Origin of the sequence: Flavobacterium kingsejongi (assembly GCF_003076475.1) — a bacterium.
Lineage (GTDB): Bacteria > Bacteroidota > Bacteroidia > Flavobacteriales > Flavobacteriaceae > Flavobacterium > Flavobacterium kingsejongi.
Window position 1 is genome coordinate 2486423 of sequence record NZ_CP020919.1, and the last position, 13496, is coordinate 2499918.

At 39.3% G+C, this 13496-nt stretch carries 11 protein-coding genes; 8 read left to right on the top strand and 3 right to left on the bottom strand.

Features of this window, described 5'->3' with window-relative positions; genetic code table 11:
- Nucleotides 1-29 precede the first annotated feature (29 nt).
- The 4 genes from FK004_RS10910 to ygiD all read left to right on the top strand — a co-directional run bounded on the left by FK004_RS10910 (nt 30) and on the right by ygiD (nt 6926).
- Nucleotides 30-3050, top strand: coding sequence for a tetratricopeptide repeat protein (locus FK004_RS10910; protein WP_108737289.1), 3021 nt, complete (start codon nt 30-32; stop codon nt 3048-3050).
- A 49-nt stretch (nt 3051-3099) separates the two neighbouring features.
- Nucleotides 3100-4830: a TonB-dependent receptor gene (locus FK004_RS10915; protein ID WP_108737290.1), complete on the top strand. Its 1731-nt coding sequence runs from the start codon at nt 3100-3102 to the stop codon at nt 4828-4830.
- A gap of 191 nt (nt 4831-5021) precedes the next feature.
- Nucleotides 5022-5861: a CvfB family protein gene (locus FK004_RS10920; RefSeq protein ID WP_108737291.1), complete on the top strand. Its 840-nt coding sequence runs from the start codon at nt 5022-5024 to the stop codon at nt 5859-5861.
- A gap of 231 nt (nt 5862-6092) precedes the next feature.
- On the top strand, nt 6093-6926 hold the full coding sequence (gene ygiD / locus FK004_RS10930; protein ID WP_108737293.1) for a 4,5-DOPA-extradiol-dioxygenase: 834 nt from the start codon (nt 6093-6095) through the stop codon (nt 6924-6926).
- Between the two features lie 77 nt (nt 6927-7003).
- On the opposite strand, the gene FK004_RS10935 is transcribed toward ygiD, so the two are convergent.
- Nucleotides 7004-8206: a serine hydrolase domain-containing protein gene (locus FK004_RS10935; protein WP_108737294.1), complete on the bottom strand. Its 1203-nt coding sequence runs from the start codon at nt 8204-8206 to the stop codon at nt 7004-7006.
- Nucleotides 8207-8506: 300 nt separating this feature from the next.
- The gene (locus FK004_RS10940) at nt 8507-8692 is read right to left on the bottom strand and encodes a hypothetical protein (RefSeq protein ID WP_108737295.1); all 186 of its coding nucleotides are present in this window, start codon (nt 8690-8692) and stop codon (nt 8507-8509) included.
- 169 nt (nt 8693-8861) lie between these two features.
- Here FK004_RS10940 and FK004_RS10945 point away from each other — a divergent pair, with 169 nt between their 5' ends.
- Complete coding sequence (locus tag FK004_RS10945) at nt 8862-9254, top strand: hypothetical protein (RefSeq protein ID WP_108737296.1); 393 nt, start codon at nt 8862-8864, stop codon at nt 9252-9254.
- A gap of 92 nt (nt 9255-9346) precedes the next feature.
- Here the strand turns inward: FK004_RS10945 and FK004_RS10950 are convergent, their stop codons facing one another.
- Nucleotides 9347-10465 carry a C1 family peptidase gene (locus FK004_RS10950; protein WP_108737297.1) on the bottom strand — a complete coding sequence of 373 codons (1119 nt, stop codon included), beginning with the start codon at nt 10463-10465 and terminating at the stop codon, nt 9347-9349.
- A gap of 70 nt (nt 10466-10535) precedes the next feature.
- Between FK004_RS10950 and FK004_RS10955 the strand changes: the two genes are divergently transcribed.
- The 3 genes from FK004_RS10955 to FK004_RS10965 all read left to right on the top strand — a co-directional run bounded on the left by FK004_RS10955 (nt 10536) and on the right by FK004_RS10965 (nt 13495).
- A complete protein-coding gene (locus FK004_RS10955; protein ID WP_227871590.1) occupies nt 10536-11378 on the top strand; it encodes a 1,4-dihydroxy-2-naphthoyl-CoA synthase in 843 nt (280 codons plus the stop codon).
- Between the two features lie 87 nt (nt 11379-11465).
- Complete coding sequence (locus FK004_RS10960) at nt 11466-11984, top strand: PH domain-containing protein (protein ID WP_108737298.1); 519 nt, start codon at nt 11466-11468, stop codon at nt 11982-11984.
- Nucleotides 11985-11986: 2 nt separating this feature from the next.
- Nucleotides 11987-13495 carry a PH domain-containing protein gene (locus FK004_RS10965; RefSeq protein ID WP_227871591.1) on the top strand — a complete coding sequence of 503 codons (1509 nt, stop codon included), beginning with the start codon at nt 11987-11989 and terminating at the stop codon, nt 13493-13495.
- Nucleotide 13496 lies beyond the last annotated feature (1 nt).

The window sequence follows — 13496 nt, forward strand, 5'->3', positions numbered from 1 at the left end:
AATATATTTGATTTAAAAACCGTACAACAATGCATAAACTTTCCTGGCTGCCAATTCTGATGCTCTCCGCTGGAGCACACACCACTTTTGCACAGCAATCTGCTATATACACCAATGATCTCAAAGATTTTAATCGCGCTGTTGCACTTTATAATGAAAAACAATACCAGTCTGCACAGATTTTTTTCAATAAAATAAAAGCAGAAAATCCAAACCAGGAAGTACAGGCTGACTGTGCCTATTACATTGCTAATACAGCGATCAGGCTGAACCAGGCGAATGCTGATGCACTGATGGAAAGCTTCGTAGAGAACTATCCGACCAGTACCAAGCAAAACCAGGCCTATATTGAGGTCGCACATTATTATTTCGAACAGGGCAAATACCCACAGGCAATGTCCTGGTTTGAAAAAGTGGATGAAAATACCCTGAGCCAGGCCGATAAAGATAAATTCAATTTCCAGAAAGGCTATAGCCTCTTTACAACAGGAGACAAGAAACAGGCTGAGAAATATTTTAATACCGTTGTCAATTCCCAGGAGTACGGTTCCCAGGCGAAATATTACCTGGGCTTTATGGCCTATGAAGGAGACAACTATAAAGAAGCCAATCAGTATTTTGACCAGGTACAGGGCGAAGAGAAGTACAAAGAGAAAATGTCCTACTTCCAGGCCGATATGAATTTTAAACTCGGTAAATTCGATAAAGCTATTGAATTGGGATTGGCAGCCATGCCAAAATCCAGCCCGATGGAAAAATCAGAGCTGTCTAAAATTATCGGGGAAAGCTATTTCAACCTCAAACAATACGATAAAGCCATCCCTTACCTGAAAGAATACAAAGGAAAAAAAGGGAAATGGAACAACACCGACTTTTATATGTTGGGTTATGCATATTACAAACAGAATGATTTTGAAAATGCTATCGCACAGTTCAATAAGATCATCGATGGGAAAGATAGTGTTGCTCAAAATGCCTATTATCATTTAGGAGAGAGTTATTTGAAATCCGACAAAAAGCAACAGGCATTGAATGCGTTCAAAAATGCTTCCGAAATGGAGTTTGATGCTAAAATCCAGGAAGACGCTTACCTGAATTATGCCAAGCTGAGTTACGAAATCGGAAACTCCTACCAGAGTATTCCGGATGTATTGTCTTCTTTTTTGAGCAAATACCCGAATACGCCTAACAAACAGGAAATAGAAACCCTGCTGATCAATTCTTTTATTACGTCCAAAAACTATAAGGATGCCTTAGTCCTGCTGGAGAAGAATAAAAGTTCCGAAAACAGGCTGGCATACCAGAAAGTGACTTTTTACCGTGGCCTTGAATTGTACACCGATGGGAATTACCAGGATGCGCTTGCCATGTTTAAAAAATCGATAGGGGAGAACCGCGATGCTAAATTTACAGCAAGAGCGACCTTCTGGAAAGCAGAAACAGAATATACCCTGAGCAATTTCAAGGAAGCGCTACTCAGCTACAAACAGTTTTTAGGCATGGGAGAAGCCAAGAATACGCCGGAATTTAAAAATGCCAGCTACAATCTTGCCTATACCTATTTCAAATTAAAAGAATACGAACCGGCAGCAGAGAATTTCAAAAACTATATCGCTACAGCCGGAGCAGATAAAACAAGACTCAACGATGCCTACCTGAGAATGGGAGACAGTTATTTTGTCGCGACCAAATACTGGCCTGCGATGGAAGCATATAACAAAGTGATCGAGACTAAAGGAATGGATGCGGATTATGCTGCGTTCCAAAAAGCGATCAGTTATGGGTTTGTTGCCCGTAATGAAAAGAAAATCGAAGACCTTACTAAATTCATTCAGAATTTTCCAAAATCACAATACCGTGATGATGCGATGTTTGAATTAGGAAATACCTATGTTACCGAGAAGAAAGACGACAGCGCCATCAAAGCCTACGACCAGTTGCTCAATGAGTACAAAAACGGATCGTATGCTTCCAAAGCAATTTTACGCGAAGGATTGGTGTATTACAATGCGGAGAAAGACCAGTTAGCTCTGGCGAAATTTAAAAAAGTTGCTGCAGATTATCCTAACACCCCTGAAGCACTGGAGGCCGTGGCAACAGCACGACTGATTTATGTAGATGGTGGGAACGTAGCAGAATATGCGACTTGGGTAAAAACCTTAAGTTTTGTTGAGGTTACCGATGCCGAACTGGATAATACAACCTATGAATCTGCTGAAAAACAATACCTGCAGAATAATACCAAACAGGCGATAGCAGGATTTACCGGGTACCTGTCCAGTTTCCCGAACGGCATTCACTCTTTGAAAGCCAATTTCTACCTGGGGCAATTGTATTACAGTGATAAACTGGAAAATCTGGCAGTAGCCAATTTCAAAAATGTAGCAGAACGCCCAAGAAATGAATTTACCGAACAGGCATTAGCCCGCTTATCGGATATTTACCTGAAGAAAAATGATTTCACCAATGCCGTTCCGGTACTGAAACGTTTGGAAACAGAAGCCGATTATCCTCAGAATATCACATTCGCACAATCCAATCTGATGCGTGCTTACTACGATCAAAAAGATTATGCCAATACGGTAGTGTATGCTGAAAAGGTATTGTCCAATCCTAAAACGGATGATAAAGTAAAAAGTGATGCCCAGATCATGGTGGCCCGTTCCGCAATTAAAACAAATGATGAAGGAAAAGCAAAAACCGCCTACGCCAAATTGCTGACTATCGCTAAAGGTGAGGTAGCGGCAGAAGCCTTATATTATGATGCTTATTTTAAAAATAAAGATGGGAAGTTTGAAGCTTCCAATACGGCAGTACAGAAACTGGCCAAAGAATATTCCGGATACAAATATTTTGGAGCCAAAGGATTGGTGTTGATGGCGAAAAATTTCTACGGACTGAAAGATGCATTCCAGGCCAATTATATCCTGGAAAGTGTCATCAAAAACTTTAAGGATTACCAGGATGTTGTAGATGAAGCTACTGCAGAACTTGAAATCATTAAGAAAGAAGAAGGAAAAAGCAATTCATCCATCCAGACCAGACCGTAAGGGTAAATTGATTTTACCATTTAATTTCCAAGACTTAATTTTTTAAAATATGACAATCAAATTTCAATATACAATAGCTTTAGTGGTACTTTTTGCGGGTATCCAAAGCACCTATTCGCAGAAAAAAGATGAAAACATCGGATCAGAAGTGATCAATGTTGTGAAACCTTATACGCCAACAATTTCCGATGCTTTCAAAGTAAAGGAAACACCCACTTTTGAAGATGAGGAAACGACCAAAAAAGAGGCTATTCAATATAATATCTTCTCTTTTCCCGTAGCCTCAACTTTTACGCCTTCCAAAGGGAAAGCTGCAGGAGTGGAAAAAGGAAAACAGGAAAAGACCTATAACAATTATGCTTCTTTGGGAATAGGGAATTACGGAACGGCAATAGGGGAACTTTTTATCACTGAAAACCTGAACCGTAATGAATATGTAGGGGGAATGTTTCGCCATAATTCATCACAGGGAGGCATTAAGGATGTGTCGCTGGATGATTATTTCTATGATTCCAGATTGGACCTTACCTACGGTAACCAGCAGCAATCTTATAGCTGGAATGTAGATTTAGGGTATAGAAACCAGGTCTACAACTGGTATGGTGTACCACAGGATTTATTTCAGGCGCCACTTTTGGCAGATCTTGATGTAAAGCAAGCTTACAATACATTGTATGTAGGTGGGAAGATTAATACCAAAGAAAGTGTATTCAGCCAGGCCGAAGTCTTATACAAGCGCTTTTGGGATGGAAGTGATTCTGCTGAAAACCGTTTCTTCGTAAAACCGACCTTCGAATTTGATTTCCTGGGTGAAAAAGTAAAAACCGATTTCATCGTAGATTACGTTGGCGGTTCTTTTGATAAAGGATTTGCATCACCGGAAAAAATAAATTATGGTTTTGCTAATTTCGGGTTCCAGCCAAGCTTTGTATTGGTGAAAGAAGATTTTGCTTTTAAAATTGGTGCTGGAATTTTCTACAGCGTAAATAATGAAACAAGTGACAATAAACTGTATTTCTACCCACAGGTAACAGCTTCTTATAAAGTGGTGGGCGATCTGATGATTGCTTATGCCGGAGCTGAAGGAACACTAAAACAAAATTCCTATGCTGATTTTGTAGGGCAAAACCAATTCCTGTCTCCTACATTGGCTGTTGCACCAACAGATCAGCAGTATGACCTGTATTTAGGATTAAAAGGAAAATTGGCCAGTAATGTGGCGTATAATGTGAGAGGTTCGGTGATGAATGAAAAAAGTAAAGCGTTGTTTACAGCCAACCCTTATAGCGATACCAATGTGGATGCTTCATACAAATACGGTAACTCTTTTGGGGTAACCTATGATAATGTAAGAACCATCAGCATCTTTGGCGAATTGAAAATGGATATCTCGAATTCATTTGCTTTTGGAATCAATGGTACGTATAACAACTATACAACCGACAATGAATTCAGAGCGTGGAACCTACCGGAATTGAAATTAGGCGCCAACCTTGATTTCAAAATCACGAACAAATGGTTTGCCGGGGCGAATGTATTTTATGTAGGGGAAAGAGACGACCAATTGCAGTTGACTACCGCTTTAGTGCCTACCAATACGGTGGTAACCCTGAAAAGTTATTTTGATGCCAACCTGAACGTAGGGTACAACTACACCGATAGACTGTCATTTTACCTGAAAGGAAACAATCTTGCAAACAGTGCGTACCAAAAATGGCTTAACTATCCGGTTCAGCAGATTCAGGTCGTAGTTGGAGCATCCTATAAATTTGATTTCTAAAAATTACCAATAGTATAAAAGCCTGCAGTACCATAGTATTGCAGGCTTTTTGCATTTTAGGGCAGGCCGTAACCGTTGAAATAGCAAAGCAGATGATTATATCGCAGTTCAGTAAATGAACCTAATTTGAAACTTCGTACCTTTGCCGCTTACCGCAACAACCAGTCGTGTTGTGGAAAAATAGAAATATCATGATTGAAATAGGAAAATACAACACGCTTACCATTTTGCGTGATACTAAAGTGGGACTTTTTTTAGGCAATGGTAATGAAGCAGAAGACATCTTACTGCCCAACAAATATGTACCCCACCAATTTGAAATAGGGGATGAATTAACGGTTTTTGTGTATCTGGACCATGAAGAGCGTCCTGTGGCTACCACATTGGAGCCGTATATATTGCTAAACGAATTTGCACTTTTGCGGGTGAACTACGTGAATAATGTAGGAGCGTTTATGGATTGGGGAATGGAAAAAGACATACTTGTTCCGTTCAAAGAACAGGCACGCCCGATGGAAAAAGGGAAACGGTACCTGGTATATTTGTATATGGATGAGAAAACCAATCGCTTGGTCGCTTCCAGCAAGACCAATCAGTTCCTGAATAACGACAACCTGACGGTAGAGAAAAATGAAGAAGTAGACCTGATTGTTTCCCACATTACCGAAGCCGGGATTAATGTGATTATCAATGAGCAGCACAAAGGGTTAGTGTATAAAGATGAGGTGTATGATGATGCCATCCGTACAGGTGATCGTTTGAGAGGCTACATCAAAAATATTCGTCCGGATAATAAAATAGACGTATCCTTACAAATCCAAGGCTATGAAAATGTCGAGCCTAATGCCGACAAAATACTAAACGAATTGCGGGCGAACAGAGGCTTTTTAAGGCTCAACGACGCCAGTCATCCGGAAGATATTAAAACGGTACTTAAGATGAGTAAAAAGACATTTAAGAAAGCCATTGGCGCCCTGTACAGGGATAAACTGATCGAGATTAAAGACGATGGAATTTACCTCATCAAATAAAAAATATAATTACAAATATAAACCGGGAAATTTCCCGGTTTTTTTGTGTCTGAAACATTTTTATAATTACTTAATGCGGGCATTTGTATACCAAAAGTATTGCAGCAATCGAAAAATGAAATTTGGCCGGAATATAATTCATCATACTAAAATATTCAGTACATTTGTATATACAAATGTTGGCTTTTGGAACGTAAATATTTTATAAGAACATTAATAGGAGGAATGACTATGGCAACACTGCAGCCTTTTTATGACTGGACCCGATCTTTGGGCGAAGAAGACGAGAAGCATCCCGTATTATTTATTGGGCATGGTTCTCCAATGAATGCGATTGAGGATAATGAATTTTCAGCAACCTGGACCCGGATGGGACAGGAGATTACTAAACCCAAAGCCGTGTTGGTGATATCCGCACACTGGCTGACGCAGGGAACGCATATTACTGCTATGGAACATCCGAAGACCATCCATGATTTCGGTGGTTTTCCGCAGGCACTATTCGATGTGGAATATCCTGCAAACGGAAATCCTGCTTTAGCACGGGCTACCGCCGACCTTATCCAAAGCACCCATGTTGGCCTGGATCACGATTGGGGATTGGATCATGGAACCTGGTCCGTTGTACGCCATATGTATCCCGATGCGGACATTCCGGTATTGCAATTGAGTATTGATTACAACAAGCCGCCACAATACCATTATGAACTGGCCAAAGAGTTAGCATCAATTCGAAAAAAAGGAGTGTTGATTATCGGAAGTGGCAATATGGTGCATAACCTCAAGATGATCGCTTGGAATAAGATGAATGAGCCCAATTATGGATTTGACTGGGCCATCGAAATGAATACTATTTTTAAAGATAAGATTACCGATAAGGATTTTAAAGCCTTAATTGATTATAAAAACCTCAGTAAAGCAGCCACATTAGCGATTCCCACTCCGGATCATTATTATCCATTGTTATATACACTGGGACTGCAGGATGCTAAAGACGAAACTACTTTTTTCAACGATAAGATGGTAGGCGGTTCTTTAAATATGACATCGGTAAAATTCGGTTAATATATTCCTCCATAAACAAAAAAATCCCCTGAGCGCTATAAGCCCAGGGGATTTTTTATTTGGAAATGTTACTGTAATTAATATTCCGTTTCGTCTTTATCCAATTTTACAGGATAAACTCCGAATAAGGGAGCCAGTTTCCAGGTCCTGTAGGTTTTATAAGTGAATTTATTAGAGATGGCAATAATGGCGACAGTATCATTTTTAAGTTTCACATAGGAAGCGGTGTTGCCATGCCACCATCCATTATGGTAAAACATGCGTTCTCCTGTTTCCCATTCCGTAATACGGATTCCGAGGCCATAATTCTTGTTGCCTTTATGCTCATAGCTATAGCCTTTAAAAACTTCTTTAAGCAAATCCGGGTTTAGGAAATGAGGAGAGTAGGTGGCCATATCAAATTTTAATAAATCCCGTGGTGTAGAATAGATGTTTTTGTCCCCATAGATGTTATCCAGGTAATCGAAATCAAATTGTACCATATTCCCTTTGTACGACTGGCTGGTTTTGCCTTTATCATACATATAATCAAAAACAAATGTATTTTTCATCCCGAGCGGTTCAAAAATGATTTTTTGCATCGCGTCACGATAATTCATTTTTGTTTTCTTTTCGATGATCAGAGCCAATATGGCAAAATTGGTATTACAATACCCGAATTTTTTATCAGTTTTAAAATACAGGGGGAACTTATGTTTGGCCAATAAATCAAGGATATCCTGATTAGTCAGTATTTTAGTACGGTCCCAGATTTCTTTCTGGTCGGTAAAATAAGCATAATTCGGAAGACCGCTTCGGTGGTTCAACAACGTTCGGATCGTAACATCAGCATAAGGGAACGTTGGGAGTAGGGTAGTTACCTTTTGATCCAGTGTAAGCTTTTTTTGATCGACAAGCTTTAAGATTGCTGTTGCCGTCAGGACTTTGCTGACAGAGGCGATATGCAGCGGTGTATTGGCTGTAATTTCTGATTTTTTGCTTTTATCGGAAATGCCTTGGTATTTTTCAAAAATAATCTGTCCGTTTTTCGCAACCAGGAAGCCGCCATTCATGGTGTTGTGATCCCAGTTCTTTTCATAAAAGTTTGCTACATGGCTTTTTTTACTGGCAATATAACTACTGGAAACGGTGGGCATTTTTCCGGGATACGGCAGGATTCGTAAGGTGGTATCTTTAACTTTTATATCGGAGGAACGATTTTCTGCGAGTGCTGAGTTGTCATTTTTACAGGAAGATAAAACGGCTATAGCAAGTATTGGGATGATTTTTATAAACTTCATTTTAAATAATAAGGGGAGGAATAATGCGAATCACAAATATAGCCAAACAAATAAATTTTCAGGAAAACATTTCTAAAAGGTTAACATCTTTTTAACGGCTGTTTTATCAGCTTCGCAAACAGTATATTGTGCCCTCTTTTCCATAAAAGCCCTTGCCGGTATAAGGCTCAGAATACTATCCCTATAAAAAATAAAAAGGATTCAAAAAGAATTAGTTGTACTACATGAACATATAAAAAAGTTTTTGAACCTGAAGCAATGGTTTCGGTATCCCGTTTCAGGAACTATTGACAGATGTAGTTATACCGTCGGAGGTTCCTTCTCTTTTTTGGGCATGTTATTTTTTCTTTTTTGGAGGTATTCAGCCATTAGGATGTCTTTTGTAATATAATAGCACCCGCCAGTAATGAGAAGTTTGAGTACTACAAAAAGAACTTGCATTACAATTTCAGCATTGGCAGCATTCTCTGTCCAAAAAGTAGTCATAGTTGTTTTTTTAGGAGGATTTATAAAGTTTAAAATGGGGCAATATTCACCTGACCGTACAATATTTTTATTATATTGCCAGTTATTGCTGTAGTTCTTTTGACGAAGTCGTTAGGGGGAGTTTACAAATGTAAGCAAAAATATTTATAACAAACAAAAATATTTATAAATGAACGGGATTATTTTAAAAGAAAAATTACAGGCAATAGAAGATGTACAGCTTGTGGAAGTTTCTAAAAAATTGCAGATTTCCCCTCAGGGTCTTCAAAACCGGTTCAAGTCCAAAGATGTTTCGCTGGATTTTATTATCCAGTTGGCAGATGCGGTAAATAAAAGCGTTTATTATTTTATTGAAGATACAGAATACGAGAAATACTTTAATGGCGGCTATGATTATCCGTTTATGAGCCTTCAGGAGGAAAAAGCTTCCTACAATACCGACCGGGAGAAGCTCTTGCAGGCAAAAGATGATATTATCGCTTTGTTGAAAAAAGAAAATGAAGCTTTAACCAAAGACAAGGAACTGTTTGCGAAACTATTATTAAAAGAAGATAAGGCATAATCAGTACGTAACGCTATTATGTGATGCTATCATACAAGAGGCTGTCTTTCGGACAGCCTCTTTTTTGTAGAAAAATAAATTAGATTCCGGAATTAAACCCCCAAATCTTTACGTGTTTTTTTCGTTAATCCTTCTTTATGAAGCAGGACTGAAATCGCTTTTAATTTCAGGTACGGGATGCTCATATATACATAGCCACCATTCGCAACTCTTTTGCTGTCGGTACCCCAGGAGTTTTTTACTTTGTAGTATTCGTTTCCTTTTTGGTCTTTTACCTTTCCAACAATGTGCATCAGGTGATCATCAGTAGTTGTAAAATTATCAAACTCTGACTGTCGGTAGGCCGGAGTGATTTCCTTTTCCGGTTTGATTTCAGTCAGTATACTTTTGCTATCTTCTTCGTTGGCAGGAATTACCGCAACACCATTCTTTCCCGAAAATGTACTTTCTGATACATCACAATCAAGTTCAACAGTAAATCCATTGGCAAGTGCATTATCAATATTCGCAACAAATTCATTCAGGGGCAAATTATAAAAGCTGCCATTGGAAAAATTATCAGGAATATTCAGGAGAAAAGGTTTGTACTCCGGGTACCTCGAAAAGGAGGAAATCGTAACGTAATCGTCCGGATTGATCTTGGTCATCGCCAGAAAGCTCTTTGGAGTATATTTTTTTCCTTCATAGGTAAACTCAGAAATATTTTTTCCCATGTAAACATCCAGGACTCCGGATACCGCTTCTTTCCATTGTGGGGACAATTTTTTCCCGGGATTATCGACATATACCTTAAGCATCGCTTCCAGTACAGCAGCCATTTCTACATGGTTGTATTTGTCAGCATCCGGTGTAAGTCCAGAGTAGACACTTTGTGGTACCAGCCCGTAATTTCTCACGCTATTGATCACATCATGGGCAAGTCCGCCTTCCCCAAATTGGGCTTTACCCTGGCGCATCACATAGTTGTCTGCTTTTTCGGGATAGGTATTCCGTACATTATACATTTCGGATAAGTCAATTCTTTTTCCAGTTTGCCGAATGATCTCTGCTTCCAGGAATGAAGTGGCAGAGAAACTCCAACAGGTCCCTGTAATGCCCTGTGAGGTTACGGGAAGTGCCTCGATATCTTTTATAGTTTTAAATTCATAGGTTTGTGCGAAACCTGTAAGGGATAAGCCGGTCAGTAAAAAGGCCGATAATACTTTTTTCATTGTAATTTGAAATTTGAATGTAGCTTTAAGTGCAAAAAATGCTTTAATTTTACGCTAAAATATGAAAGATATGTCAGATATAAATTGGATAACTGTTAAAGAATTTGAAGATATAACCTATAAAAAATGTGATGGAGTAGCGCGAATCGCTTTTAACCGTCCGGATGTGCGAAATGCCTTTCGTCCTAAAACAACGGCAGAATTGTATCAGGCCTTCTATGATGCTCAGGAAGATACTTCTATCGGAGTGGTTTTGCTGTCTGCAGAAGGGCCATCATCCAAAGATGGTGTGTACTCTTTTTGTAGCGGAGGCGACCAGAAAGCAAGAGGGCATCAGGGATACGTTGGAGAAGATGGCATGCACCGCCTTAATATATTAGAAGTACAAAGACTGATTCGTTTTATGCCGAAAGTGGTTATCGCGGTAGTTCCGGGATGGGCTGTAGGCGGCGGGCACAGCTTACATGTGGTATGTGACCTCACCCTGGCGAGTAAAGAGCATGCGATTTTCAAACAAACCGATGCCGATGTAACCAGCTTTGATGGTGGTTATGGTTCTGCTTACTTGGCTAAAATGGTAGGACAGAAAAAAGCACGGGAGATTTTCTTTTTAGGACGCAACTACTCGGCACAGGATGCTTTTGATATGGGAATGGTAAATGCTGTGATTCCACATGCAGAACTTGAAACGACAGCCTATCAATGGGCTCAGGAAATTCTTGAAAAATCACCTACTTCGATCAAAATGCTCAAATTTGCAATGAACCTGACCGATGATGGTATGGTAGGGCAACAGGTATTTGCCGGTGAAGCTACCCGTTTGGCGTACATGACAGAAGAAGCAAAAGAAGGTAGGAATGCATTTTTAGAAAAAAGAAAGCCTAACTTTAAAGATATTAAATGGATTCCGTAAGGCATGCAAATGGAAATGATGGTTCAAATGTGCCAACATAGTGTATAGCAATTAAGTAAATGCCTGCGGTAAAGGTATATCAGTATTATGGATGAAGATTTTACGAATGAAACCCTTGATCTCAGGGAACTGCCGAAATATGAAAATGTAGCATTTATGCCACTCCATCCCAATTTTGGTAAAGTGGTACTGATTAATGCTGCACTATTTTCTTTGATTTTAGCAATTGGTGTAACTGTTTTTCTGGTATTCATGGAAGAATGGCGTCCCTATGCCCTGTATTGTATCCTGGGTGCTATTGTATTGATATTCCTGATTTTCTTTTTTGGATACCTCTCTTTTAAAAAGAAAGGATTTGCAGTACGGGAGCATGATATCCTGTTTCAGCATGGTATTATAGCCCATGTAACGACTATTGTCCCTTTCAACAGGATCCAGCACGTCGCATTGCACCAGGGTTGGGTCTCCCGGATTTTCAACCTGGCACAGATCGAAGTCTACACTGCGGGTGGCGACAATAGTGATATGAAGATTGATGGGATTGACAAAGAGCTCGCAGAAAATATCAAGCAATTGCTGATGCAGAAAATACAAAACAAAATCTGATTTTGGATAGCGAAACACCAAATAAGGCGTTCCAGTCACCACAGCGGCAATCTTTAACTGGTGTCGTGGTGATGTTTTTTGACAGTATCCAGAGAATACTCCGGGGATTATGGCCGTTTTTGCTCCTTTGGATTTTTAAAATTGATGAAACCAATCGTATTTTTGGGTTCATTGGCGGACTTGTTATTATAGTACTTACGGCTATTTTTGCCTATTTGCGGTACCGGAATTTCACATTCTATATCGATGATGCCAACAATGAGTTTGTAATCAATCACGGCGTTATTAATAAAACAAAAATAGGCATCCGGATGGAGAAAATCCAGCAGGTGAACATCAACCAGTCATTGATCCAAAAAATTATTGGGGTTTACGCCTTGGAACTCGATACTGCCGGAAGTGATAAAAAAGAAGCTACAATCAAAGCAGTAAGCCATGATATGGCACTGGAGCTGAAATCCAGGTTGCTAAATCCTGAATTCCGTGCACAGCAACAGGAAGAGATAATTCCGGAATTGGAACCTACAGATGATCGGGTGATCAATATTAGTTTGCTGAGCCTGCTCAAAATTGGCTTTACCTCGAATTATGTCCGTACCATATTTTTGATTTGGGCATTTGGATGGACCATTTATGAGAATTACCGTAACCTGGGACGTGGTGATGCTTTTGAAACGACTGAAATCGATAGCTATTTTACCGAAACGCTGATCATGAGTTCAGCATTGTTGTTTGTTTTTCTTTTGGTGTTATTGGTATTGATTGTCAATATTGTCCGTGTTATTATTAAGTATTACAATTTCAGGATTGTAAAAAAACCACAGTCTTTGCTGTTGTCCTATGGATTACTGGATACCAAGGAAACCATCATACGTCCGGAAAAAGTGCAGATTGCCACCATACGCCGGAATTATTTCCAAAAAAAGCTCAATGTCCTTGAAATAAAAATCAGGCAGGCATCGGGGACGGAAGACGAACAGAAAAAATCAAAAATTGAAATTCCGGGATGCAATACTCAGGAAAAAGAAGAAATAATACAGTTGATTTTCAATCGCCTTCCCCAAAAAGGAACACCCTTGTACCCGAATTTCAGAAAGCTTATTTTTCCCATACTTTTTAGGATTGTACTGCCCGTTGCAGCTTTTTTTATCATCGGAAAAAATATAGAAATTCCCCTCTACGATTATTCCTATCTCGTACCTTTTTATATTACTTTTGCAGGGATAATAATCTATTTCGGATACCGAAATTACAGGCTGTATACCGCCGATGATTTCATCATCAAACAAAGTGGTGCCTGGGATATTGAACATGAGATTTTTGAGCCGTATAAAATACAGGCCATTACGACACGACAGTATTTTTGGCATAAAAGTGCCGATATCGGCCATGTGAGCCTGCATACTGCCGGCGGTACGATAGATTTTATGTTTACCGATTTTACAACTATAAAAAAACTCGTTAACCAATGGTTATATGAGGTAGAGACATCCGATAAAAACTGGATGTAAA